This window comes from Lentzea sp. NPDC042327, from assembly GCF_040647275.1.
GTDB lineage: Bacteria > Actinomycetota > Actinomycetes > Mycobacteriales > Pseudonocardiaceae > Lentzea.
The window spans coordinates 99,976-123,529 of record NZ_JBEZBX010000013.1 but is presented as its reverse complement, the minus strand read 5'-3'; the positions used below and the strand labels follow the sequence as shown (position 1 = coordinate 123,529).

The 23,554-nt window shown below is 71.5% G+C and carries 24 protein-coding genes; 18 read left to right on the top strand and 6 right to left on the bottom strand.

Annotated features, from left to right (window positions below):
- The first annotated feature begins 76 nt into the window (after window positions 1-76).
- From AB0A63_RS29375 to AB0A63_RS29345, 7 genes are read left to right on the top strand one after another with little or no spacing between them, the layout of a single operon-like run.
- Window positions 77-1,249, top strand: a complete 1,173-nt coding sequence (locus tag AB0A63_RS29375; RefSeq protein WP_360396996.1) for a homogentisate 1,2-dioxygenase — start codon at window positions 77-79, stop codon at window positions 1,247-1,249.
- 33 nt (window positions 1,250-1,282) lie between these two features.
- Window positions 1,283-2,446 (top strand): SWIM zinc finger family protein, encoded by a 1,164-nt coding sequence (locus AB0A63_RS29370; RefSeq protein WP_360396995.1) that lies wholly within the window; start codon window positions 1,283-1,285, stop codon window positions 2,444-2,446.
- On the top strand, window positions 2,443-3,093 hold the full coding sequence (locus tag AB0A63_RS29365) for a hypothetical protein (RefSeq protein WP_360396994.1): 651 nt from the start codon (window positions 2,443-2,445) through the stop codon (window positions 3,091-3,093). Before AB0A63_RS29370 ends, AB0A63_RS29365 begins: the two co-directional genes overlap by 4 nt.
- Complete coding sequence (locus AB0A63_RS29360) at window positions 3,090-4,514, top strand: DUF5691 domain-containing protein (protein WP_360396993.1); 1,425 nt, start codon at window positions 3,090-3,092, stop codon at window positions 4,512-4,514. The genes AB0A63_RS29365 and AB0A63_RS29360 overlap by 4 nt, the downstream gene beginning before the upstream one ends.
- Window positions 4,511-5,596, top strand: a complete 1,086-nt coding sequence (locus tag AB0A63_RS29355) for an AAA family ATPase (RefSeq protein WP_360396992.1) — start codon at window positions 4,511-4,513, stop codon at window positions 5,594-5,596. The genes AB0A63_RS29360 and AB0A63_RS29355 overlap by 4 nt, the downstream gene beginning before the upstream one ends.
- Entirely contained in the window at window positions 5,589-7,721 is a 2,133-nt protein-coding gene (locus tag AB0A63_RS29350) for a DUF5682 family protein (RefSeq protein ID WP_360396991.1), read from the top strand. Before AB0A63_RS29355 ends, AB0A63_RS29350 begins: the two co-directional genes overlap by 8 nt.
- Window positions 7,722-7,750: 29 nt before the next feature.
- Window positions 7,751-7,894, top strand: a complete 144-nt coding sequence (locus AB0A63_RS29345; RefSeq protein WP_360396990.1) for a hypothetical protein — start codon at window positions 7,751-7,753, stop codon at window positions 7,892-7,894.
- Between the two features lie 11 nt (window positions 7,895-7,905).
- On the opposite strand, the gene AB0A63_RS29340 is transcribed toward AB0A63_RS29345, so the two are convergent.
- A complete protein-coding gene (locus AB0A63_RS29340; RefSeq protein ID WP_360396989.1) occupies window positions 7,906-8,256 on the bottom strand; it encodes a cupin domain-containing protein in 351 nt (116 codons plus the stop codon).
- A 76-nt stretch (window positions 8,257-8,332) separates the two neighbouring features.
- Here AB0A63_RS29340 and AB0A63_RS29335 point away from each other — a divergent pair, with 76 nt between their 5' ends.
- The gene (locus AB0A63_RS29335) at window positions 8,333-8,782 is read left to right on the top strand and encodes a MarR family transcriptional regulator (protein ID WP_360396988.1); all 450 of its coding nucleotides are present in this window, start codon (window positions 8,333-8,335) and stop codon (window positions 8,780-8,782) included.
- Between the two features lies 1 nt (window position 8,783).
- Here AB0A63_RS29335 and AB0A63_RS29330 read toward each other — a convergent pair whose 3' ends face one another.
- Window positions 8,784-9,362: a TMEM165/GDT1 family protein gene (locus tag AB0A63_RS29330; RefSeq protein WP_360397106.1), complete on the bottom strand. Its 579-nt coding sequence runs from the start codon at window positions 9,360-9,362 to the stop codon at window positions 8,784-8,786.
- A gap of 330 nt (window positions 9,363-9,692) precedes the next feature.
- Between AB0A63_RS29330 and AB0A63_RS29325 the strand changes: the two genes are divergently transcribed.
- Genes AB0A63_RS29325 through AB0A63_RS29310 form a run of 4 tightly spaced genes read left to right on the top strand, consistent with a single transcriptional unit; the run spans window position 9,693 to window position 16,269 of the window.
- Window positions 9,693-11,147, top strand: coding sequence for a cytochrome ubiquinol oxidase subunit I (locus AB0A63_RS29325; RefSeq protein WP_360396987.1), 1,455 nt, complete (start codon window positions 9,693-9,695; stop codon window positions 11,145-11,147).
- Between the two features lie 12 nt (window positions 11,148-11,159).
- Entirely contained in the window at window positions 11,160-12,131 is a 972-nt protein-coding gene (gene cydB / locus AB0A63_RS29320; protein ID WP_360396986.1) for a cytochrome d ubiquinol oxidase subunit II, read from the top strand.
- The gene (gene cydD / locus AB0A63_RS29315; RefSeq protein WP_360396985.1) at window positions 12,131-15,157 is read left to right on the top strand and encodes a thiol reductant ABC exporter subunit CydD; all 3,027 of its coding nucleotides are present in this window, start codon (window positions 12,131-12,133) and stop codon (window positions 15,155-15,157) included. The genes cydB and cydD overlap by 1 nt, the downstream gene beginning before the upstream one ends.
- Window positions 15,158-15,162: 5 nt before the next feature.
- Window positions 15,163-16,269 (top strand): GAF domain-containing sensor histidine kinase, encoded by a 1,107-nt coding sequence (locus AB0A63_RS29310; protein WP_360396984.1) that lies wholly within the window; start codon window positions 15,163-15,165, stop codon window positions 16,267-16,269.
- Here AB0A63_RS29310 and AB0A63_RS29305 read toward each other — a convergent pair.
- Window positions 16,247-16,864 carry a response regulator transcription factor gene (locus AB0A63_RS29305; protein ID WP_360397105.1) on the bottom strand — a complete coding sequence of 206 codons (618 nt, stop codon included), beginning with the start codon at window positions 16,862-16,864 and terminating at the stop codon, window positions 16,247-16,249. The genes AB0A63_RS29310 and AB0A63_RS29305 overlap by 23 nt on opposite strands.
- Window positions 16,865-17,030: 166 nt before the next feature.
- Between AB0A63_RS29305 and AB0A63_RS29300 the strand changes: the two genes are divergently transcribed.
- Window positions 17,031-17,420 (top strand): GNAT family N-acetyltransferase, encoded by a 390-nt coding sequence (locus tag AB0A63_RS29300; protein WP_360396983.1) that lies wholly within the window; start codon window positions 17,031-17,033, stop codon window positions 17,418-17,420.
- Between the two features lie 46 nt (window positions 17,421-17,466).
- On the opposite strand, the gene AB0A63_RS29295 is transcribed toward AB0A63_RS29300, so the two are convergent.
- The gene (locus tag AB0A63_RS29295; RefSeq protein WP_360397104.1) at window positions 17,467-17,985 is read right to left on the bottom strand and encodes a macro domain-containing protein; all 519 of its coding nucleotides are present in this window, start codon (window positions 17,983-17,985) and stop codon (window positions 17,467-17,469) included.
- Window positions 17,986-18,120: 135 nt separating this feature from the next.
- Here AB0A63_RS29295 and pheA point away from each other — a divergent pair, with 135 nt between their 5' ends.
- Window positions 18,121-19,011: a prephenate dehydratase gene (gene pheA, locus AB0A63_RS29290; RefSeq protein WP_360396982.1), complete on the top strand. Its 891-nt coding sequence runs from the start codon at window positions 18,121-18,123 to the stop codon at window positions 19,009-19,011.
- Window positions 19,008-19,604: a histidine phosphatase family protein gene (locus AB0A63_RS29285; protein ID WP_360396981.1), complete on the top strand. Its 597-nt coding sequence runs from the start codon at window positions 19,008-19,010 to the stop codon at window positions 19,602-19,604. Before pheA ends, AB0A63_RS29285 begins: the two co-directional genes overlap by 4 nt.
- Before the next feature lie 25 nt (window positions 19,605-19,629).
- Here AB0A63_RS29285 and AB0A63_RS29280 read toward each other — a convergent pair whose 3' ends face one another.
- Both AB0A63_RS29280 and AB0A63_RS29275 read right to left on the bottom strand, forming a co-directional pair.
- A complete protein-coding gene (locus tag AB0A63_RS29280; RefSeq protein WP_360396980.1) occupies window positions 19,630-19,980 on the bottom strand; it encodes a metallopeptidase family protein in 351 nt (116 codons plus the stop codon).
- Window positions 19,977-21,059 carry a septum formation family protein gene (locus AB0A63_RS29275; protein ID WP_360396979.1) on the bottom strand — a complete coding sequence of 361 codons (1,083 nt, stop codon included), beginning with the start codon at window positions 21,057-21,059 and terminating at the stop codon, window positions 19,977-19,979. The genes AB0A63_RS29280 and AB0A63_RS29275 overlap by 4 nt, the downstream gene beginning before the upstream one ends.
- A gap of 141 nt (window positions 21,060-21,200) precedes the next feature.
- On the opposite strand from AB0A63_RS29275, the gene AB0A63_RS29270 reads away from it, so the two are divergent.
- The 3 genes from AB0A63_RS29270 to AB0A63_RS29260 are packed head-to-tail and all read left to right on the top strand — an operon-like array spanning window position 21,201 to window position 23,509.
- Entirely contained in the window at window positions 21,201-21,866 is a 666-nt protein-coding gene (locus AB0A63_RS29270; RefSeq protein WP_360396978.1) for a hypothetical protein, read from the top strand.
- 3 nt (window positions 21,867-21,869) lie between these two features.
- Window positions 21,870-23,033: a glutathionylspermidine synthase family protein gene (locus AB0A63_RS29265; protein WP_360396977.1), complete on the top strand. Its 1,164-nt coding sequence runs from the start codon at window positions 21,870-21,872 to the stop codon at window positions 23,031-23,033.
- 23 nt (window positions 23,034-23,056) lie between these two features.
- A complete protein-coding gene (locus AB0A63_RS29260; RefSeq protein ID WP_360397103.1) occupies window positions 23,057-23,509 on the top strand; it encodes a DUF350 domain-containing protein in 453 nt (150 codons plus the stop codon).
- The last annotated feature ends 45 nt before the right edge of the window (window positions 23,510-23,554 follow it).

Genomic DNA, 23,554 nt, shown 5'->3' with positions numbered 1-23,554 from the left:
TGACACGGCTGACACGCTAGCCGGGTATCGGTAAGTGAACAAAGATGTCCGATAGTCGAACGCCCGGAGAGACGTCATGGCCTACTACCGCCAGGTCGGGGAGATCCCCCGAAAGCGCCACACCCAGTTCCGCAAACCGGACGGTGGGCTCTACGCGGAAGAGCTGATGGGGGTCGAGGGTTTCTCCGCCGACTCGGCGCTGCTCTACCACCGGTACCTGCCCACGGCGATCGTCAACGCGGAGACCGTGAAGGACGAGCGCGGGACCGTGGCGCCGAACCTGCCGTTGAAGCCGCGGCACTTCAAGACGCAGGACCTGACCTGGGCCTCCGACGAGGTCGACGCGGTGACCGGGCGGCGCCGGCTGTTCCACAACCCCGACGTGACCATCGGCTTCGTCCGCGCCTCCGCGCCGTCGCCGTTGTACCGCAACGCCTCCGGTGACGAGCTGCTGTACGTGCAGTCCGGGTCCGGCGTCGTCGAGACGATCTACGGCGCGCTGGAGGTGGGCGACGGCGACTACGTCGTCATCCCGACCTCGTGCACCTACCGGGTCGTGCCGTCGGAGCCGATGTCGTTGCTGGTGCTGGAGGCGACCGGGCACATCGGGCCGCCCAAGCGCTACCTGTCGAAGGCCGGGCAGTTCCTGGAGCACTCGCCCTACTGCGAGCGCGACATCCGCGGGCCCGTCGAGCCGCTGCTGGTCGAGGGCACCGACGTGGACGTGCTCGTGCGGCACCGGGCCGGGCTGACCAGGTTCACCTACGCCAACCACCCGTTCGACGTCGTCGGCTGGGACGGGCACCTGTACCCGTGGGCGTTCAACATCCGCGACTTCGAACCGATCACCGGCCGCGTGCACCAGCCGCCGCCCGTGCACCAGACGTTCGAGGGACCGAACTTCGTCGTGTGCTCGTTCTGCCCGCGCAAGGTCGACTACCACCCGCTGGCCGTTCCGGTGCCCTACAACCACGCGAACGTCGACTCGGACGAGCTGATGTTCTACGTGGGCGGCAACTACGAGGCCCGCAAGGGCTCGGGGATCGGCATCGGCTCGATGTCGCTGCACCCGTCCGGCTGCACGCACGGGCCGCAGCCGGGAGCGGTCGAGGCCTCCCTGGGCGTCGACTACTTCGACGAGACCGCGGTCATGGTCGACACGTTCCGCCCGCTGGAGCTCGGCGAGGCCGCGGAGTCGTGCGAGGACCCGGCCTACGCGTGGACATGGGCACGTCGGGGTCCGGCCTGATTTTTTGTCGGGGGTGCTCGCTAGTTTGGTCGGGTGAGGACACGTGCCGTTCCGACGCGCTGGCAGGGCCTGGGCAAGGCCCTGCCGGTGCTGTGGGGGCTGTACACCGGCTCCGGCTCCGTGCCGTACCGCGTGTGCGTCGACCTCGCGGCGGGGTCGGCGAAGTGCACGTGCCCGTCGCGGAAGTTCCCGTGCAAGCACGCGGTGGGGTTGCAGGAGCTGGACCTGCCCGACGCGCTGCCGCCCGAGTGGGTCGAGGAGTGGACCGCCCGCCGCGCCACCCGTGAGCTGGACGCCTCACCGGAGGCCGTCGCACGGAGGGTCCGCGCGCGGGAGAAGACGGCGGCGAACCGGGCCGCCGCGATGTCGTCCGGGATCGACGGCCTGCGCGACTGGCTGCTGGACGTCACCTCCGCGGGGATCGCGTCGCTGCCGGGCCGCCCCGCGTCGTGGTGGCAGGCGTTCACCGCGCGCATGATCGACGCGCAGGTCCCCGGAGTGGCCGCGGCGGTGACCGAGATCCACGAGATCGTGGCCCGCTCGGGCCCGTCGTGGACCTCGGACGTCGCCGACCGGCTGGGCGGCCTGCACCTGCTGTGCGCCGTGCAGCCGCGGTCGCGCCTCGGCGTGACGGTGCCGGAGGAGACCGTGCGGTCCGGACCCGGTTGGTCCGACCGCTGGGTGGCGCTGCTGCGCCTCGACACCGACGACGGCCGGGTCCGGACCGTCCGGCAGTGGTGCTGGGGCCGTCAGACGGGCCGCTGGGTGGTCGCAATCCGCCATTCCGCGGTGGGTGCGCCGGTTCCGCTGCTGCCGCACGGCCTGGAGTCGTCTGCCGAGGTGCACCCGTACCCCGGCTCGGACCGCGTGGCGCTGGGGGAGCTGGCCGGTTCCCGCGCGCCGGACCCGGTGCCGGCGCCGCCGTCGTGGCGGACGTCCCTGGCCTCCCTGGAACCGATGCTGCTGGCCGACCCGTGGCAGCGCCTGTTCCCGCTGGGCTGCGCCTCGGTGCGCCTCTGCGGCAGCTCCCTCGCCGACCCCTCCGGCCACGCGCTGCCGGTCCGCGACGACACCGGCCTGGACATGGCGCTGGCGTTGACCGGCGGCGAGCCGTTCGACGCGTGGGGCCTGTGGGACGGCCACGTGCTGCGGCTGGGCGCGATCGCGGTGGACGGCCGCCTGGAGGTGGTGGCATGACCTCTTCGTCGCCCCGCGTTCCACGGCCGCTGGTGGCCGCGACTGCGCTGGCGCGCGCCCGTTCCGGTGGGCTCGCCGCCTTGCCGTCGACCTGGCCCCCGAGGCGCGCCCCACGGCCGCCGTTAGCCGCCGCTGCGCTGGCCTCCGCCCGTTCCGGCGGGCTCGCCGCCGTGCTGTCGTACGCCCGCCTCGGCATGCCCGCCGCCGTGCTGCCGCACGCCCGCCTCGGCATGCCCGCCGCCGCGCCCGTCCCGCACCACCCCGGCCAGATCGTCATGGCTGCCTCGCCGCACCTCGTCGACGGCCTCGCCGCCCCTCCGACGCTCCGCGCCCGCCACCTCGGCTCCGCGCCGCGTCGCGACCCGCGCGTCGACCACCTCGGTTCCGCGCTGCGCCGCCACCACCCGAGCCCCGCGCCTGGTACCCACCACCTCGGTTCCGCGCCGCGCGCCCACCCCGGCCCCGCCGCGCGCCGCCACCACCCGAGCCCCGCGCCCGGCGTCCGCCACTCCGGCCCCGCGCCGCGCGCCCACCCCGGCCCCGCCGCGCGCCACCACCACCCAAGCCCCGCGCCGCGCCCCCACCGCGCCACCCGCCGCCCCCACACTCCCGCACACCCCCATCCCACCCCGGAGGTGGCCGCGTGAAGGCCGACTGGTCCGCCGCGGTCCAGAACCTCCTCCTCGGCACGGCCAGGGGCGGCGGCGACCCCGCCGAGCTGCTCTCCGACTGCGCCGCCCTCGGCGTGGCCGCGTTCGGCGCCACCCTGCCGCCCGAGACGTCCGCCGACCCGCTCCCGCCCGCCCCGCGGGAGACCGCCGCCTTCCCCAGGCCGGCTGCCAAGGTCGTCCTCGAAGCGATCATGAGCCTCGACGACGAGGTGCTGCTGACCGAGTGGTGCGCGCTGGCCAAGGCCGGCGGCGTCGTGGCGGAGCACCGGATGCTCCCGGCGCTGCTCGCCCTCGGCACCGCGCGCCCCGGCCTGCGGGCCGCCGTGGTCGAGGTGCTCGGCACGCGCGGCCGCTGGCTCGCGAACACCCGTCCCGGCTGGGCCTGGGCCAGCGGGGCGGCGCCGCTCGTCGACGAGGTGCCGCTCGACGAGGTCCTCGACCTGCCCAGCGCCCAACGGGTCCGTGCGCTGCGCCGCAAGCGCAAGGCGGATCCGGCCGGGGTCGGCGCGTTCATCGCGGCGGAGTTCGCGGCCTCTCCCCGCGCGGCCGACCGGCAGGTGCTGGTCAGCGCGCTGGAGACCGGTCTGAACGAGCAGGACGAGCGGCTGCTCGAAGCGGCGCTCGACGACAAGACCGCCGCCGTGCACGACGAAGCCCTCCGGCTCCTGCGGAAGCTGGGCCGGACGCGCCTCGCCGCCCGTGCCGCCCACCGGCTGCGCCACGGCCTGCGCCTCACCGCGGACGGGCTCGACGTCCGGCCCGACGGGCTGTGGACCGGGCCGGCCGGTCCAGCGGAGCTGCGCGACCTCATGCGCGACGGGTCCGAGAAGGGCGTGGGCGGGCGCATCCGGGCCGCGGCCGCGAGCGTGCCGCCGTCGTACTGGACCTCGACGCTCAAGGCCGACGACGCCAGGGCCGCCGGCATCCTGCGGAGGGGGCCCTGGGCCGCCGCGTTGCTCAGGGGAGTGGCCGACCAGCTCGCCGCCGCGCAGGACCCGCGACCGTGGGCCGTTGCCGCCGCCGAGACGCTGACCGGCATGGAGCAGCTCGAGATGCTGGCGGCGTTGCCGGCCGAGGTGGCCGAGCAGGCGGTCGTGGCCGTGTCGAAGAACTGGCACTACGACCTGCTCGACCACGCCTGCTCCCAGCTGCCGGCGCCCTGGTCGCCGGAGACCACCAGGGCGCTGCTGCACCGCTACGCCGCGCTGCCCGACCCGCGCTGGCGGTCCGGCAGACCGCCCAACGTGCTGCTGGCCAGGGGTGACGCGGACCTGCTCGGCGCCAGCTGGGAGGCTCTGACCCGTCGCTGGCCGGAGAGCTCGCTGGAGCTGGAGGTCCTCGGGCTCCGGATCCGCTTGCGCGAATCGTTCGCACCACCGATCCAGGAGGCACCGTGACCGCCGTGCTCAGGCCGACGGCCGAACAGCAGTACGCCGCCGAGCTGGCTGCCGTCGCGGCCCACGACGACCGCGAGAAGCCGCCGAACTGGCGGTTGTCGCCCCGGGCGGTGGTCACCTACGTCCTCGGCGGCACGCTTCCCGACGGCACGGTCATCAGCCCGAAGTACGTCGGCGCGCGGAGGCTGGTCGAGGTCGCGGTCGGCACCCTGGTCACCGACCGCGCGCTGCTCCTGGTGGGGGTACCGGGCACGGCCAAGTCGTGGCTGAGCGAGCACCTCGCCGCCGCCGTCAGCGGTGACAGCACCCTCGTGGTGCAGGGGACCGCGGGCACGAGTGAGGACCAGGTCCGCTACGGCTGGAACTACGCGCGGCTCATCGCAGAAGGCCCCAGCCACAACGCCCTGGTGCCCAGCCCGGTCCTCAGGGGCATGCAGCGGGGGGCGGTGGTCCGGGTCGAGGAGCTGACCCGCATGCCGTCGGAGGTCCAGGACTCGTTCATCACGGTGCTGTCGGAGAAGTCGCTGCCGGTGCCGGAGCTCAACACGCAGGTGCAGGCGGTGCCGGGCTTCACGGTCATCGCCACGGCCAACGACCGCGACCGCGGCGTCAACCAGATGTCGTCGGCCCTCGCGCGCCGGTTCAACACCGTCGTCCTCCCGCCGCCCGCGACCGAGGACGCCGAGGTCGAGATCGTCATCACCAGGGCCCAGCAGCTCGGCAGGGCGTTGCAGCTGCCCGCCGAGCCGCCGGCGCTCGACGAGGTGCGCAGGGTGGTGCGGATCTTCCGCGAGCTGCGCAACGGGTCCACCGTGGACGGCCGGACCCAGCTGAAGAAGCCCAGCGGCAGCCTGTCCACGGCGGAGGCCATCTCGGTCGTCGCCAACGGCATGGCGCTGGCCGGGCACTTCGGCGACGGCACGCTCGGGGCGGACGAGCTCGCCAACGGCCTGATCGGCGCCGTCATCAAGGACCGCGTGTCGGACGCGACCGTGTGGCAGGAGTACGTGGAGACCGTGCTCAAGGAGCGGGCCGAGTGGCGTGACCTCTACCGGGCCTGCCTGGACGCCGGCGGTGAGTGAGCCGGTCCTCCTCGGCATCCGGCACCACGGGCCCGGCTCTGCCCGCATGGTTCGGCGGGCGCTGGAGCAGACGCGGCCCGCGCTGATCCTGGTCGAGGGGCCGCCGGAGGCGGACGCGCTGCTGGAGCACGTCCACGCGCTCACGCCGCCGGTCGCGGTCCTGCTGCACGACGAGGCGGAGCCGGAGAACGCCGCGTTCTGGCCGTTCGCGGAGTTCTCGCCGGAGTGGCAGGCGTTGCGGTACGCCGACGCGAACGGGGTCGGGGTGCGGTTCTTCGACCTGCCGGCGGCCGCGTCGATCGGCGACGACGGGCCCAGCGGCACCGTCGACCCCATCGGGCTGCTGGCGGAGGCAGCCGGGTTCGACGATCCCGAGCGGTGGTGGGAGGACGTCGTCGAGCACAGCGCCACGGACCCGCTCGACCTCGCCGCGGCCATCAGCGAGGCGATGGTGGCGGTGCGCGGCGAGTTCGAAGGCGAGGTCGGCGAACGCACGTTGCGCAGGGAAGCGTTCATGCGGCAGACGATCCGCAAGGCGCGCAAGCAAACCGACGGGCCGATCGTCGTCGTCTGCGGTGCGTGGCACGTGCCGGCGTTGTTGCAGAAACCGACGGTCGCGCACGACACGGCGTTGTTGAAGGGCTTGCGGCGCAGGAAGATCAGCGGCACGTGGGTGCCGTGGAGCCACGGCCAGCTGGCCGCGGAGTCCGGCTACGGCGCGGGGGTCGACTCGCCCGGCTGGTACGCGCACCTGTGGCAGCACCAGGAGGACGTGGTGCCGCGGTGGTTCGCCAAGGCGGCCGCGGTGCTCAGGGAAGAGGACCTGCCGGCGTCCACGGCGAGCGCGGTGGAGGCGGTCCGGCTCGCGGAAACCCTTGCGGCGCTGCGGGAACGGCCGTCCGCCGGGTTGAGCGAGGTCACCGAGGCCGCGCTGGCCGTGCTGTGCGGCGGCGACGAGGTCCCGCTCAAGCTCGTCCACCGCAAGCTCGTCGTCGGCGAACGCCTCGGCGAGGTCGGGGAAGCCGTCCCGCGGTCGCCGCTGGCGACGGATCTCCAGCGCCTGCAACGGAAACTTCGCCTGCCCGCCGACGTGCAGCCCAAGCAGCTCAAGCTCGACCTGCGCAAGGACACCGACCGCGAACGGTCGAAGCTCCTGCAGCGGCTGGAGGTCCTCGGCGTGCCGTGGGGGAAGCCGGACCGGTCGAACTCGCTCGGCACGTTCGCCGAGGTGTGGCAGCTGCGCTGGGACCCGGTGTTCGCGGTGTCCGTCGCGGTCGCCGCACGGCACGGCACGACCGTCCACACGGCAGCGGAGAACGTGCTGACCCAGGCCGCCGAGCAGGCGAGCCGGGTCGCCGAAGCCGCGGGAACGCTCGGCAAGGCCGTCGGGTGCGAGCTGCCGGGTGCCGTCGCCGCCGCCCGGGACGCGCTCGACCGGTGCGCCGCGCTCGCCACCGACGCCCTCGAACTGCTCGCCGCCCTTCCCGACCTGGCGCGGACCGTCCGCTACGGCTCCGTCCGCGGCACCGACCCCGAGCTGCTGCGCGTCGCCCTGCACGGCCTGCTGACCCGCGGCGCCGTCGGGTTGCCGCTGGCCTGCCGCAACGTCGACGACGAGACGGCGGAGCACGCGCTCGCCACCGTCGACGGCGCCCACGAGGCCACCCGGCTGGCCGCCGACGAGGAGCACCAGGCCACCTGGTGGCGGGCCCTGCACGCCCTGGTCAAGGCAGAAGCGCACGGCCTGCCCACCGGCCGCGCCACCCGCCTGTTGTGGGAGGCGGGGGAGCTGACCAGCGACGACGTCGCGGCGAAGCTGCACCGCTCGGTCGCGACGGCGTTCGTCGCCGGCTTCCTGCGCGGGTCGGCAACGCTGCTGGCGGCCGACCCGCGGCTGTTCGGGCTCATCGACGAGTGGCTGACCGGTCTGCGCGGTGACGCGTTCGACGACGCGCTGCCGCTGCTGCGCCGCGCCATCACCGACTTCACCCCGGCCGAGCGGCGGCTGCTCGGGGAACGGGTCGTCGCCGGTGCCGCGCCGCAGCCGGTGGCCGACGGCGAGTGGGACCTCGGCATCGCCGAACGTCTCGCCGCCCACGTCCGCGGCCTGCTGGCCCGAGTTTGACGATCTTCGAAACCGCGCACCCCAGCACCGTGACCGCACCTGACGAAGCCCGCCTCGACGAGTCCCAGCAGCTCATCGACGAGGCCAAGAAGATCGCCCACGACCTGCGCGAGACGACGCCCGACCCGGCTCCCGCCGAGCCGAAGACCGAGGAGGGCTCGCCCGCGAACTGAGCGGCGCGGGGTCAGACCGACCACGGCGGCGTGATCGTCCGCCCGTCGGCCAGCGTCCCGGTGATGCCCACCGAGGTCGCCACGAGCACGCGCGCCGGTCCGCCGGTCAGCGCGAGCTCGGTGTCCGGCGGCACGACGACCGCGTCGCCGGGTCCCGCGGTCTGCCCCTGGATCGTCACGGACCCGGACAGCACGTAGAACACCTCCTCCTTGGACGCCCGGTGCGGCGTCCCGTCGCCCCCTTCCGGCACGTCGACCGTCCACAGCGCGATCTCCGCGCTGCCCGTCGACGGCGTCGCGAGCGACCTGAACACGAACCCGCCGAACTCGTGCCGAGCAGCGGAGTCCCCCGTAACCAGCAAGACAACCTCCAAAGTGGTCAACCAAGTTGTCTGACCTTAGAATATGGTCAACCAGGTTGTCTACTAGGAGTGCGCAATGGAACCCGTGCCCGTGCTGCTGGCGATGACGTACCGGGCCATGGGGGACCAGTTCCACGACCGCCTGCGCCAGATCGGCCTGGAGCCGCTGCGCCCCGCCCACGGCTACGTCTTCCGCTTCCTCGCCCAGCGCCGCGCCACGACCGTCGACATCGGCGCGCACCTCGGCGTCACGAAACAGGCGGCCGCGAAGATCGTCGCCGAGCTCGACGAGTGGGGTTACGTGCTGCGCGAACCGCACCCGACGGACAAGCGCGCCCAGTACGTCACGCTGACCACGAAGGGCCGCGACTACCTGAAGTTCGCCGACGTCCTGTGGGCCGACCTGGAGAACGAGATGGCGGAGGCGGTCGGCGCGGACACCGTCGCGACCGTCAAGGCGGGCCTCACCGCGTACCTGCAGCACGTGCACGGTGAGGACCAGCCCGGGTTGCGACCGGTGTGGTGACTCAGAAGACCTGCGTCAGGGCGATCACGCCGAACACCGCGAAGACCACGCCGGCCACGCGCTGGATCCAGTGCGTGGGCAGCCGGCCGGCGAGCTTGCGCCCGACCAGCACCGCGAGCCCCGCCACAGCGACCAGCGCGAGCCACGCCCCGAGGCCCACGGCGAGCGGGGCGCCGTAGCGCGCGGTGATGCCGGCGGTCGCGAGCTGCGACGCGTCACCCCACTCGGCCGCGAACAGCACGCCGAACGACGTCAGCGCGGCGCGCCAGAACGGCACGTCGGTGCGCGTCCCGGCCTCGTCGGCGGAGTCCTCCTCCTTCGAGAACCCCTCCTTGAGCAGCAGGAACGCACCCACGAGGAACAACGTGGCGACGATGCCCGCGACCAGCCGGTCGGGGAGCAGGGTGATCGCCGTCCCGAACGCCGCACCGACGACGGTCTGCACGGCGAAGGCCGCGATGACGCCCACGAACACCGGCCAGGCGCGGTAGCGCGTGGTCAGCACCAGGGTCGCGACCATGGTCTTGTCCGGGAGCTCGACGAGGAACACCACCGCGAAGGCGGTGAGGAACGCGAGCAGTGAGGTGGTCAAGAGGGTCCTCCACGTCCGAGTACGAACCCGGACGGAGGCGCAACAGACCCCGACCGGGCATGCTGCAAAGCCCGGCCGGAGGTCTCGTTCGCCCGTACAAGACGGGTGTGGCACCGGATCCGCTCGAAGGCGGATCAGTATGTCGATCACCACGCCACCGGCTGAACGCTCCGGTGGGAACTACTCCCCTCTGGCGCATCCATCCTAACCGACGCAGGTCACGCACGAGCGTGACCTCGCGCACGGGACCAAGGTCCCGAGCCGGGACGGGACCGTCGTACCTGATGAGAGCCGTGTCCGGTCCATACGCTCGATGACGTGGAAGTACTCGAACTCGCGCGGTGGCAGTTCGGCATCACCACCGTCTACCACTTTCTGATGGTGCCGTTGACGATCGGCCTGTCCCTGCTGGTCGCGGGGATGCAGACCGCGTGGGTGCGCACGGGCGACGAGCGCTACTACAAGATGACGAAGTTCTGGGGGAAGCTCCTCCTGATCAACTTCGCCATGGGCGTCGTCACGGGCATCGTGCAGGAGTTCCAGTTCGGCATGGCCTGGAGCGCCTACTCGCGGTTCGTGGGAGACGTGTTCGGCGCGCCGCTCGCGATGGAGGCGCTCGTCGCGTTCTTCGTCGAGTCGACCTTCCTCGGCCTGTGGATCTTCGGCTGGGACAAGCTGCCCAGGAAGGTCCACCTGGCCTGCGTGTGGGCGTTCAGCCTCGCGACCATGGCCAGCGCGTACTTCATCCTCGCCGCCAACTCGTGGATGCAGCACCCGGTCGGCGTCGAGATGCACGAGGGCAGGCCGCGGCTCACCTCGATCTGGGCGGTGCTGACCAACAACACCACCCTCGCCGCGTTCCCGCACACCATCGCGGGCGCGTTCGCCGTGGCCGGCGCGTTCCTCGTCGGCATCGCCGCCTGGCACCTGCACCGCAGGTCGGAGGAGGAGAAGGTCTGGCGCGGCTCGCTCAAGCTCGGCACCTGGGTCGGCGTGGTGGCGTTCACCGTGCTCGCGATCACCGGTGACCTCCAGGGCAAGCTGATGTTCGAGCAGCAGCCGATGAAGATGGCAGCGGCCGAGGCCCTGTGCCACACCGAGGAGCCGGCGGCGTTCAGCGTCTTCGCGATCGGCGACGTGACCAGGCCCGACTGCGAGAACGTCAAGAGCATCACCGTGCCCGCGCTGCTGAGCTTCTTGGCGCACAACGACTTCAACACCGAGGTCAAGGGCATCGAGGAGCTCGTCCCGATGTACCAGGAGCGCTACGGGGAGTTCTACCCCGTCGACGACCGGCTCGGTGAGCTCAGCGGCAAGCCGATCGACTACGTGCCCGCGCTTCCCGTGACGTACTGGGGCTTCCGCCTGATGATCGGCTTCGGCGCGATCTCGGCCGGTCTGGGCGTCTTCATGCTCTGGCTGACCCGCAAGAACCGGACGCCCACCGGCTGGTGGTTCCCGGCTCTCGGCCTCGCCGGCATCGTGACCCCGTTCCTGGCCAACAGCTTCGGCTGGATCTTCACCGAGATGGGCAGGCAGCCGTTCGTGGTGGTGCCGAACCCGTCCGGGGTGGACGGTGTCTGGATGTTCACCGCGCAGGCGGTCAGCAACAGCCGGCCCGGCGAGATCCTGACCTCGCTCATCGCGCTCACCGCGGTCTACAGCGTGCTGGCGGTCGTGGAGGTCTACCTGATCCGCAAGTACGTCAGAGGCGGTGTCCCCGGCGTACTGCCCCAGAAGTCCGACGACGGCGCCCTGGCGTTCGCGTACTAGGGGAGAGACGACGTGGAAACGCTCTGGTTCGTGCTCATCGCCGTGCTGTGGCTCGGCTACCTGTTCCTCGAAGGCTTCGACTTCGGTGTCGGCATGCTGCTGCCCGTCCTCGGGCGCACCAACGCGGAACGCCGAGTCATGATCAACACCATCGGGCCGGTCTGGGACGGCAACGAGGTGTGGCTCATCACCGCGATCGGTGCCACGTTCGCGGCCTTCCCGGGCTGGTATGCGGCGCTGCTCAGCGCCGCATACCTGCCCCTCACGCTGTTCCTCGTCGCGCTGATCGGGCGCGGTGTCGCGTTCGACTACCGCGGCAAGGTCGACAACCCGCGCTGGCGCAAGGCGTGGGACGTCACGATCGTCGCCGGCTCGTGGATCGCGACCCTGTGCGTCGGCCTGCTGATCTCGACGACGGTGCTGGGCCTGCCGATCGACGAGAACGGCGACCGGGTCGGCTCGGCGTTCGCGGCGATCCGGTTCGACACCGTGCTCGGCGCGCTCGCGTTCGCCGGTTACGCACTGGTCCACGGCGCCGTGTTCACCGCGCTCAAGACCGAGGGCGAGATCCGCGAACGGGCCCGCCGCGTCGCCCTGACGCTCTCGCCGGTCGCCCTGCTGCCGCTGGTCGCGCTGCTCGCGGTCGTGGCGGGGGTGTGGGCGGGTCTGGTCGTGCTGGTGCTGGCCGCGGCGATGTGGCGGCTGCTGCACAACCGCGACGGCCAGTCGTTCGCGCTGATGGGGCTCGCCATCGCGGCCAGCGTCGTGATCCTGTTCGGCTCGCTGTACCCGGCCGTGCTGCCGTCGACGCTGAACGACGCGTGGTCGCTGACCATCGCCAACACCGCGTCGAGCCCGTACACGTTGAAGGTCATGACGTGGGTGGCGGCGTTCGGCACGCCCGCCGTGCTCGTCTACCAGGGCTGGACCTACTGGGTGTTCCGCAAGCGCATCGGCGTGCGGCACATCCCGGCGGCGCACTGATGAAGCGCGGCCCGCTGGGAGCGCTGCCCCAGCTCTCGAAGAACGCCCGGCGCGCCCTCGTCGGGGTGGGCGCGCTGGCGTTCTTCAACTCCCTCGCGCTCGTCGCCCAGGCCGTCGCGCTCGCGTCGGTGATCACGACCCGCGAGGGCCTCCCGCTGCTGGCCGGCGCGATCATCGCCCGCGCGGCGCTGTCGTGGGCGACCGAGAGCGCCGCCGCCCGTGCGGCCGCCGGTGCCAAGGAGGAGCTGCGCACCCGGCTGCTGGCCAGTGCGTTCGACCGCGGTCCCGGCTGGATCGCCGACCGCGGCACCGCCGAGCTGTCGGTGCTCGCGACGAAGGGCCTCGACGCGCTCGACGCGTACTTCACCCGCTACCTGCCGGCGCTGGTCACCGCCGCGGTCGTGCCGCCGCTGGCCGGTGCCTGGATCCTCTTCACCGACTGGCCGTCGGCCGTCCTGATCGCCATCACGGTCCCGCTGATCCCGGTCTTCGCCGCCCTGATCGGCTGGTACACCGAGAAGCGGGTCCAGAAGGCGGCCGACGTCACCGAGCTGCTCTCCGCCCAGCTGCTCGAACTGCTGCGCGCGCTGCCGGTGCTCACCGTGTTCGGGCGCGCGAAGCAGCAGGCCGCCGCGGTCCGCCAGATCGGTGACCAGCACCGCAGGGCCACGATGGGCACGCTGCGGATCGCGTTCCTCAGCGCCCTCGTCCTGGAGATCGCCGCCTCGCTGTCGGTCGCGCTGATCGCCGTCGGCGTCGGCGTCCGCCTCGTCCACGGCGACATGACCCTGATGACCGCGCTGGTCGTGCTGATCCTCGCCCCGGAGTGCTACCTCCCCCTCCGCGCCGCCGGCGCCGCCCACCACGCCAGCGAGGACGGCCTTGAGTCCGTCCGCCGCGTAGCCGCCATCGTCGACAACGACGGGCACGCGGGGCCCCCGCGTGCGCTAGGAGAGTACGAAAGCTCCCCGCGTGCACTTGGCGGGCGGGTACATGTCGACAATTTGCGGGTGTTGCGGCGTGGGGGGTTCGCGCCGGACGGGGTGAGTTTTGAGGTGAAGGCCGGGGAGATTCACAGGCTGGCGGGGGCGAGTGGGGCGGGGAAGTCGACGACGTTCCAGGTGTTGCTCGGGTTCGTGGAACCGACGGACGGGGTGGTGCGGGTCGAGGGCGAGATCGCGTACGTGCCGCAGCGGCCCGCGTTCGCCGCCGCCACGCCCCGCGCCGAGCTGGAGCTGACGGTTCCCGGTGCCGAGGACATCGAGGAGGTCGCCGACGAGGTAGTGGCCATGCACCTGCTCGACCGCCGCATCACCGACCTCTCGACCGGTGAACGCCAACGCGTCGCAGTCGCGCGCGCCCTGCTGAGGGTCCGCCACGGCGCCACGGTGCTGCTGCTCGACGAACCGACCGCTCACCTCGACCCGGTGACAAGTCGCAAAGTCGACAAAGCGATCAAGAAGGCCAGTGGGACCGCGGCCGTCGTCCTCGCCTCGCACCGCGACAAGGAGGCGACGGAGGAGGAGACGTTCGCCAAGGTCGTCACGGAGGAGACGCAGCGGGAACGCCCGAAGCGCCTGCCGATCCCGTGGAAGGGCGCCCTGCTGGGCGTCGCCGCGGCCGCCGCCGGCATCGCGCTGACCGCCCTGGCCGCCCACCTGATCGCCCGCGCCGCCGAGATGCCGCCGATCCTGACGCTGACGGTGCTGACCGTGGGCGTGCGGACGTTCGCGTTGAGTAAGGGCCTGCTCCGCTACCTCGAACGCCTGGTCACCCACCACGAGGCGTTCCAGCTCGCCACCAACCTCCGCGCCGAGCTGTGGCTTCGGCTCGTGCGCACGCAACGCCGTGACGGCCTGCAACGGCTCGTGGACGACACGGACACCGTTCGCGACCTCGTGCCGCGGGTGCTCGTGCCACCGGTCGTCGCCATCGGTGCCGGCATCGCAACCACGGTCCTGTTCGCGTTCATCGACCCGGCGGCTGCCCTCACGCTCGGCGGCCTGCTGCTCGCGGCCGGGCTCGCCGCACCGGCCGTCGCCGTGTGGACCGAGCGCAGGGCCAGCACCAAGCTCGCCCGCGGCCGCCGCAAGGTCGCGACCGACACGATCAACGCCCTCACCGCCGCACCGGACCTCATCGCCCACGACGCCCACCACCGGCTGCTCGCGCAGCTGCACGCCGAGGACGCCGAGCTCGCGCGGCAGACCCGCAGGCAAGCGTTTGGCACCGGCGCCGCCACGGCGATCGTGCTGCTCGCGACCGGTGCGGCCGCCCTGCTCTGCGCCACGACCGGCAACCCGGTCCTCGGCCTGGTCCCGCTCGCGCTCGCCGAGCCGCTGGCCGCCCTGCCGCTCGCCGCCCAGCAGCGCAGGGCCCTGCGGGAGGCCAGCGCCCGGCTCCAGTTCGACGCGCCGGAGCGGCCGGAGCCCAGGCGCGGCAAGCGGATCCGGCTGGAGAACGTCGACGTCCGCTGGCCCGGCGCGACCGAGCCGACGCTGCGCGACCTGCACCTCAACGTCGAGCCCGGCACGCACGTCGCGGTCGTCGGACCGTCGGGCGCCGGCAAGTCGACGCTGTTCGCGCTGCTCCTGGGCTTCCTGCCACCGGAGCGCGGCATCGTGGAGCTGCCCCGCGCGACCTGGTGCCCGCAGGAGCCGATGCTGGTCAGCACCACGGTCCGGGAGAACCTGCGGATGTCGGGCCCGCACGACGACGAGCAGCTCAGGGACGCGCTGCGGAGGGCCTGCCTGCCCGAGTGGACCGACCGGCTCGACACCGTCATCCGGCCCGACCAGGTCAGCGGCGGCGAGGCGCAACGGCTCGCGCTCGCCAGGGCATTGCTGCACGACGCCGACGTGGTCCTGCTCGACGAGCCCACCGCCCACCTCGACGAACCGACCGCCCGCAAGGTGCTGGAGGAGCTGCGGCGCGACGGCAGGACGGTCCTGCACATCACCCACCGCCCCGACGAGGCTGCGCGGGCGGACCTCGTGCTGGACCTCGGCACCCCCGCCTACCGTTGAGGACCATGGACCCCTCCCTGGCGCGGCGCGTGCTCGTCGCGTCCACCGAGATCACGTCGGCGGCGCTGGAAGACCCCGAGAACGTGCTGCGGCTCGTGGTCGAGGCGGCCGCGGAGATCGCGGACGCCGACCTCGGCCTCGCCATGCTCGCCACGCCCGACGACGACGGCACGCTCACCGTCGAGGCGTCCAGCGGTGAACCGGTCGTCGCGACCCTGAGCCCGCGCAGCGCCGCGGCCAAAGCCGCCCGCACCGGCGTCCCGGTGATGGCCGGCGACGTGACGAACGACCCGCGCACTGCCCCGTACGTGCCGCACGCGCTGCGCAGCTACGGCCCGTTCGCGGTGGCCCCGTTCGGCACGTCCGACCGCAAGATCGGTGCCCTCGCGGTCTACCGCAGGCGCGACAAGCCGGCGTTCACGCAGGAGACGGTGGACGTGCTGAGCGCGTTCGCCGCCCAGGCAGGGCTCGCGGTCGTGCTCGCGGAGGGCTTCACCGCACGCCAGCGGGTCGCCGTCTACGAGGAGCGCGAACGCATCGCCCGCGACCTGCACGACGTGATCATCCAGCGCCTCTACGGCGCCGGCGTGCAGCTCAGCCTGCTGGAACGCCGGCTGGGCAAGAAGCTCGACAACACCGACCGGACCCGCATCAACGAGGCCGTCGACCTGGTCGACGAGACGATCGCCGAGGTCCGCGCGACCGTCCGCAAGCTGCGCAACACCGACCCCGCCGACTCCACCGACCTGCTCGACTCGGTCAACGCCGAGGTCCGCACGGCCGGTGAGCTGCTCGGGTTCGGCCCGCGCCTGCACGTGGCCGGCGACCTGGCGAACGTGCCGCGCAGGCTCGCCGACGACACCCGAGCGGCCCTGCGGGAGGCGTTGTCGAACGTCGTGCGGCACTCAGGTGCCACGAACGTCCAGATCGACGTACGGCGCGATGAGAAGCATCTGCTGCTGCGGGTCGCGGACAACGGATGCGGCATCCCGTCCGGCGTGACTCAACGCGGACTGCGGCACCTCGCGGAACGGGCCAAGTCCGCGAGCGGCGATTTCCGCGTCGTGAGTTCACCGAACGGGACGACGCTCACCTGGTCCGTCCCCGTTTAGCCACCCATGCGGCGGCTTGCGTACGCCGTTCCATCCCGAGTTTGGCGAGCACGGACGTCACGTAGTTCTTCACGGTCTTCTCCGCGAGGAACAACCTTTCACCGATTTGGCGGTTTGTCAGACCCTCACCGATCAGTTCCAGCACCCGTTGTTCCTGGTCGGTGAGTCCGACCGGAGCCGGATTCCGCATCCGGTCGAGGACGCGCGCCGTCGTGGCCGGGTCCAGAAGGGACCGTCCAGCCGCGACCTCGCGCACCGCGGTGACGACGTCCTGGCCCCGCACCTGCTTGAGCAGATATCCCGACGCACCCGCCATGATCGCGCCGACCAGCGCCTCCTCGTCGTCGAAGGCGGTCAGCACGAGGCAGCGGACGCCCAGGTCCCGCAGCGTCCGGCACAGGTCCACACCACTGCCGTCGGGCAGCTGAACGTCCACGACGGCCACGTCGGGCGAAGTCCTCTGGGCCCGCGTCACCGCCTCGTCCACGGAACCGGCCTCGGCGATGACGGAGATGTCCTCCTCGTCGTCGAGCATCTCGCGCAGTCCTCTGCGCACTACTTCGTGATCGTCAACCAACAAAACGCGCACTGGCACGAATCCACCGTACGTCGAATGGGTGTTCCTGAGCGTCACTCGGATTGAGACAGTTCTTGGCATGGCAGAAGGCTCAGTACGACCGATCGAGGAAGCAGATCGCATAGTCGTCGCTCGGTTGGTGCTTGAGCTATGGGGAGCGCACACCTCCGTCGCGCACGGAGAGGTGTTCTTCCCGGCGAGTCTGCCGGGCTTCCTCGTGGAGAAGCAGGGCCACGTGCTCGGCCTGCTGACCTACGCGGTGGCGAACCACCAGCTGGAGATCGTCACGATCGACGCGCTGCGCAGGGGCCGCGGCGTCGGCACCGCGCTCGTCGACGCCGCGGTCCGCCAGGCGCGCACGCTCGGGTGCAACCGCGTGCGCCTGACGACCACCAACGACAACCTGGACGCGTTGCGCTTCTACCAGCGCCGCGGGTTCAAGATGACGGCGTTGCGGCCCGACGCGGTCCGCGAGGCGCGCAAGCTCAAACCGGAGATCCCCACCGTCGGCGACTTCGGCATCCCCATGACGGACGAGCTCGACCTGGAACGATGGGTCGCACCCCGCCAGTAGTCCACAGGTGTCCACAACTCTGTCCACAGGGTTGTGCACAAGTGGACTACACGCGCAGCGGGTTGAACGCCTCGTCCCACGCGGCGGCGACCTGACGCGCGCACGTGGTCGGCGCGACGCCTCCCACCCCGGTGCCCAGACCCGGCATCGCGATGGTGTGGACGGCGTCGCGCACCGGCGTGCCGTCCTCCAGCCTGCCCTCGAGCCAGAGCCGCAGGACGGCGCGGGCGGCCAGGTAGGGGTGGACGGTGTCGTTCGGCAGCAGCTCGCCCGGCATGCGCATGGTCGGCGCGCTGATCAGCCACGCCGGCTCGGTCTCGCCGGTCGCCACGATCTGCGCGTCACCGACCGGGAGCTCACCGCCGTGCAACGCGAGCACGGCGCTGCGGACGTTGTTCTCGACCATCGGGAACGCCTGCGCGTAGACCGCGTCGATGCCGCCGCGCATCCAGCCCTGCGAGTTCGCCGGGCTGACCACGGCCTGCGCGTGGATGTCCAGCACGGACCCGCGGTGCACCCGCACACCGCTCCGCCCGGCAGCCACGGCGAGCCAGGCGTTCGCCATCGGTTCGTCGACCGCGCACAACACGAGTTCTGGCGCTAGAGCGGGCACGCCCCAAGCATTCCAGTTCGCACGGCCCCGGCGGAACCCAGGTTCGGCCGCTGACACAGGCGTGATCCTCACCTCTACTGTGAGCGGGTGCCTCGCATTGCGTACTTCGGACCACAGGGGACCTTCACCGAGCAGGCAGCGCTCCGGTTCGGCTCCGACCTCGTCCCGGTCGACACGATCCCGCTCGCCGTCGCGGCGGTCCGGTCCGGCGACACCGAGTTCGCGTGCGTCCCGATCGAGAACTCCGTCGAGGGCGCCGTCCCCGCGACGCTGGACGTCCTGATCCGCGACACGCCCGTGGTCGCCGTCGCCGAGACCGTGCTCGACGTCCGGTTCAGCGTCCTGGTCCGGCCCGGCACCACGTCGATCTCGACCGTTGCCTCGCACCCGCACGCACTGGCCCAGACCCGTGAGTGGATCGCAGCCAACCTGCCCGGCGCCACCTCCATCGCCACCTCCTCGACCGCCGCCGCGGCCGCCGCCGTGGAGCGCGGCGAGTTCGACGCCGCCGTCACCGCCCCCGTGGCGATCAACCACTACGGGCTCGAAGAGCACGCGGTCGACGTGCTCGACGTGGCCGACGCGCGCACCCGGTTCCTGCTGCTGCGCCAGCCGGGTGAGCTGCCGCAGCCGACCGGTGCCGACCGCACCAGCGTCGTCGTGACCACGCCGAACCGCGTCGGCGTGCTGTCCGAGCTGCTCACCGAGATCGCGTTGCGTGGGATCAATCTCACCGGCCTCGAATCGCGTCCCACGAAGGGCAAACTGGGGACGTACCGCTTCTACATCGACGTCGAGGGGCACATCGCAGAACCGAGGATCGGTGACGCGCTGGCCGCGCTGCACCGGCACTCGCACGAGATCCGGTTCCTGGGGTCCTTCCCGAAGGCCGACCGGGAACCCGTGACCGCTCACAACGACGAGTTCGCCGCGGCAGCCTCCTGGGTCGATGCTGTCAGAAAGGGCGAGCGCGGGTGAGGTTGCTGCTGGTCAGGCACGGCGAGACGGCGTCGAACATCGAGCGGAGGCTGGACACGGCCATGCCCGGCCCCCCGCTCACCGAACTGGGCCACAAACAGGCCCGCGAACTGGCCGACTCGCTCGCCGGCGAGGACATCACCGCCGTCTACGCGAGCATCGGCCTGCGTGCCCAGCAGACCGCCGCCCCCACCGCCGAACGCTTCGGTCTGCCCGTCCAGGTCCTGGAGGGCATCGAGGAGATCCAGGTCGGGTCCCTGGAGGGCCGCAACGACACCGAGGCCTACCGGACCTACCTGGAGACCGTCGTGAAGTGGGCGGAGGGCGCCCTCGACGTGGCCTTCCCCGGTGGAGGTGAGACCGGGCAGCAGGTGCTGGACCGGTTCCTCGGCGCCATCAGGTCGATCCACCGCGACACCGGCACCGTCATGGTCGTGACCCACGGCGGCGCCGGCCGCATGGGCGCACTGGCACTCGCCGACAACGTGCCGGTGGAACTGGCGGAGAACCTGCTGCCGAACACCGGCGTGGTGGTGCTGGAGCGCGACGGCGACGGCTGGCTGTGCCGCTCGTGGGCAGGCGTGGACGTCTAGCCCCCTTGCTCCACGAGCAGGGGGGTCAGCCCCAGCCCAGCTCGTGGAGCTTTGCGTCGTCCACGCCGAAGTGGTGCGCGATCTCGTGGACCACGGTGACGATCACTTCCTCGACCACGTCGTCCTCGGTGGTGCAGATGTCGAGGATCGCCTCGCGGTAGATGAAGATGTGGTCGGGCAGGGTGCCGCCGTAGTCGGTGTTCCGCTCGGTCAGCGCGATGCCCTGGTAGAGGCCGAGCAGCGACGGCTCGTCCGGGTTGCGGTCCTCGACCAGCACGACCACGTTGTTCATGGCGTGCAGGAAGTCGGGTGGGACCAGGTCCAGCGCCTCCTCGACGAGCTCGTCGAACCGGGCGCGCGTCATCTCCACAGTCATCGGTTCTCGGTTGTCGTCGTCGTGGTGGGCTGGCTGCTGGACGGCTTGTCGGGCTTGCCGGACTCGGACGGTTCCGCGCTGCCGGACGGCTGGCCCGACTGGGAGTGCAGCGGGGCACCGGTGGGCTCGTCCTGCGGCTTGACCGAGGTGGTCTGCGGCGGGTTCGAGGTGGTCAGCGGGGCGCCGTTGGGGTTGCGGACGCTGCCCTTCCAGGCGACGAGCTTCTCGCCCTCGGGGACGGCACCGATCTTGCAGTTGGCCTTGCGGGAGCCGACGGCCCAGCTCTCCTGGGCGCGGACGTCCCACGTCACGAGCAGGCCCTTGGCCTTCAGGTCGGCGCCACCGGTGTACTCGACGGCGATCGCGGCACACTGCTCGGACATCACGGCGTCCTGCTTCTCGGGCGCCAGGTACTCGCCCTCGGGGTGCGCGAAGACACCGATGATCTCGAACGCGTGCGGCTGGGCGCACTCGATCGGGTCGCCGACCGTGTTGTTCTCACCGAGCGCGACGCACACGCCGGGGTCGTACACGTTCGACTGGTCCTGGGTCTTCGCGCTGCCGAACGAGGGCAGCGGCGCGCCGGAGGGTGCGGTGACCTGAAGGCCGCAGCGCAGCTGGCGGTCGCCGTTCTTCCAGCGGTTCTCGTCCGGGTTGAGCGAGCTCACGCCGTACTTGCCCTTGGGGTCGAGCTTGCCGGACATGTAAGTCGTCGCCGCCTGCGCGCAGTTGTCCTGGGCGATCTTCTCCCACGCCTCGGGCGTCGGGAACGGCGCTTCCTTCGGGTAGCCGGCCGCGATGTCGGCCGTGCCGGTCACCTCGAACCTGTGCGCGGCGGTGCAGTCGACCTTCTGCGCGTCGGACAGGTCGGTCTTCGCCCAGTTCAGGCAGTCGCCCGCCACGGCCTGGTAGGCCGCGTTCACCAGCTCGCGCTTGGTGGTCAGCGGGCCTCCTGCCAGCACGGACGTGAACGCGGACACCATCAACAGGCCGAACGCGCCCACGAACGCGCCCAGCATCACCAGCCGCGTGTCGCGGATGTGACCTGATCGACTCAACCAACCGGCGCTCGGAGACATCTCATCCATGATGCCTGTGCTGTGTGAGACGGCTGTCGGCCGGGTTGGACCAAAGGGGGCGAGTGTTGCTATTAGGACACTCGTCACCTGATTGGCCGTCAAATGGTCGTATCGCTAGGTACCTTGCCCGCGGGAGTGGTGATGACTGACAACAACCAGCAGGGGATGCCGCCTCAGGGGCCTCCCGGCCAGCCGCAAGAGCCGCAACAGCCGGCGCCGTACCAGCAGCTGCCGCCGCAGGTGCCGGTGCCGCAGCCGGGACCGGCCCAGCCCCCCGCCCAGCAGAAGGGCAAGGGCCAGGTGCGCCAGCAGCAGGCCGGTGTGACCAAGGCGCGTCAGCCGTCGGTCGCGGAGCAGCGCGCCCGTGCCGCCGCGCAGAAGGCGCAGCAGGAGCGGTTCGCCGCCGAGTCCGCCGCGTTCGAGAAGCGCCGCAAGACCCGCAAACGCCTGCTCATCGGTGGTGGCGTCACGGTGGGTGTCGTCGCGCTGATCGCGATCTGGTACGCAGCCGCCAGCCCCAAGAACGTCACGGCGCAGTGCACCGACAAGAACAACGTCATCGTCGACGACGACTACTGCGACGAGAGCTACTACCGCAGCCACGGCGGGTACAGCAGCGGCGGGTTCATCTACATCGGCGGCAGCCAGTACCGCTACAACTACGGCGGTTCGGGCGCGGTCGGCCAGAAGGTGACCGGCGGCAGCTACACCATCCCCAAGGGTGCGAACGTGTCCACGAAGTCGGGCACGACCGTGCAGCGCGGCGGGTTCGGCGTCAGCAGCGGCAAGTCCAGCAGCGGGAGCTGACAGTTGCGTCGTGAAACCTCCTCACCGCGGCCGAACTGGCAGCGGACGGTCTCTGACCAGGGCCTCGTGTTCGGGCTGCCCGCGAAGTACGCCAACGGCTCCGACCGCCCGTACTGGGACGAGTCGGTGCACTACGTGTTCGAGATGAGCGAGATCCTCTCGCTCGAAGCCGACGTCGAGCTGCTCCACTCCATGTGCCTCGACGCGGTGGACAACGTGGTCACCACCGAGCGCTACCGCGACTTCGGCATCCCCGAATGGGTGTGGCCGCACATCGCCGAGTCGTGGCGGCGGCACGACCCGCACCTCTACGGCCGCTTCGACCTGCGCTACGACGGCTCCGGCCCGGCCAAGCTGCTGGAGTACAACGCCGACACGCCCACCTCGCTGCTCGAGGCCGCGATCATCCAGTGGAACTGGAAGACCGACGTGTTCGCCGACGACGACCAGTGGAACTCGCTGCACGAGCAGCTGGTCGAGCGCTGGTCCCAGATCGGCGCGAAGCTGCCCTCCGGTGAGGTCCACTTCACCTGGTCGGGCGCGGAACCGTCCGGCGAGGACCACCTCACCACCGCCTACCTGCAGGAGACGGCCGCGGAGGCCGGGCTGAACACCGTCGGGCTCGCGATCGAGGACCTGGGCTGGGACACGCTGCTCAACCGGTTCGTCGACCTCGAAGAGGCCCCGATGAACACCGTGGTCAAGCTCTACCCGTGGGAGTGGGTGGTCGAGGAGCAGTTCGGCCGCCACGCCGTCGAGTCGCTGCCCGCCACCCTGTGGATCGAGCCGCTGTGGAAGATGCTGCTCTCCAACAAGGCGCTGCTCGCGGTGCTGTGGGAGATGTACCCGGGCCACCCGAACCTGCTGCCCGCGTACCTGAACAACCCCGGCATGCTGACCGAGTACGTGCGCAAGCCGCTGCTCGGCCGTGAGGGGTCGAACATCCAGATCGTCGCGCCCGGCTACGAGACGCAGACCGGCGGCGTGTACGGCAAAGAAGGCTTCGTGTACCAGCTGTTCGACCCGCTTCCGGACTTCGACGGCTACCGCCCCGCGTTGGGAGCCTGGGTCGTCGGCGACACGTCGGCGGGACTGGGCATCCGGGAAACAGTCGGTCTGGTGACCGACGATGGCGCGGCGTTCGTGCCGCACCGCATTGTTGAGTGAACTCCGAAAGGGAACAGCACATGATCACGACGCAGCTCGCGTTGGACCCCGGCTTCGGCTCGGCCATCGGCCGGGGCATCGGCGCGATCGCGCTGTACGCCGTCGTCGGTCTGGTCCTCATGGTGTTCGGCTTCTACGCGATCGACTGGACGACCCCGGGCAAGCTGTCCACCCTCGTCCGCAACGGTGCACCGAACGCCGTCATCGTGACCGCCTCCGGTCTGCTGTCGATGGCCTTCATCGTGGTCGTCGCCATCACCAGCTCGGTCGGCAAGCTCGACGAGGGCCTCCTCTCGGCCCTGATCTACGGCTTCTTCGGCATCATCGTGCAGGTGGCCGCGGTCCGGCTGCTGGAGTGGATCACCCGCCTGGACATCGGCTCGATCATCGAGTCGGACCGGTTCGCCCCGGCCTCGGTCGTCGTCGCCTCCGCGCACCTGGCGCTCGGCCTCGTGGTGGCGGTCGCGATCAGCTGACCCACCTTTCCGCATCACGGAAGTCACGCGGGGGCCCCGCGTTCC

What these genes read in the sequence shown, in the direction of transcription:
- AB0A63_RS29335 (WP_360396988.1), top strand. Translation starts at nt 8,333, where the DNA reads ATGGAACCCGTGCCCGTGCTGCTGGCGATGACGTACCGGGCCATGGGG.
- AB0A63_RS29310 (WP_360396984.1), top strand. Translation starts at nt 15,163, where the DNA reads ATGGACCCCTCCCTGGCGCGGCGCGTGCTCGTCGCGTCCACCGAGATC.
- AB0A63_RS29280 (WP_360396980.1), bottom strand. Translation starts at nt 19,980, where the DNA reads ATGACTGTGGAGATGACGCGCGCCCGGTTCGACGAGCTCGTCGAGGAG.
- AB0A63_RS29270 (WP_360396978.1), top strand. Translation starts at nt 21,201, where the DNA reads ATGACTGACAACAACCAGCAGGGGATGCCGCCTCAGGGGCCTCCCGGC.
- AB0A63_RS29275 (WP_360396979.1), bottom strand. Translation starts at nt 21,059, where the DNA reads ATGTCTCCGAGCGCCGGTTGGTTGAGTCGATCAGGTCACATCCGCGAC.
- cydD (WP_360396985.1), top strand. Translation starts at nt 12,131, where the DNA reads ATGAAGCGCGGCCCGCTGGGAGCGCTGCCCCAGCTCTCGAAGAACGCC.
- AB0A63_RS29375 (WP_360396996.1), top strand. Translation starts at nt 77, where the DNA reads ATGGCCTACTACCGCCAGGTCGGGGAGATCCCCCGAAAGCGCCACACC.
- AB0A63_RS29295 (WP_360397104.1), bottom strand. Translation starts at nt 17,985, where the DNA reads ATGGCGAACGCCTGGCTCGCCGTGGCTGCCGGGCGGAGCGGTGTGCGG.
- AB0A63_RS29365 (WP_360396994.1), top strand. Translation starts at nt 2,443, where the DNA reads ATGACCTCTTCGTCGCCCCGCGTTCCACGGCCGCTGGTGGCCGCGACT.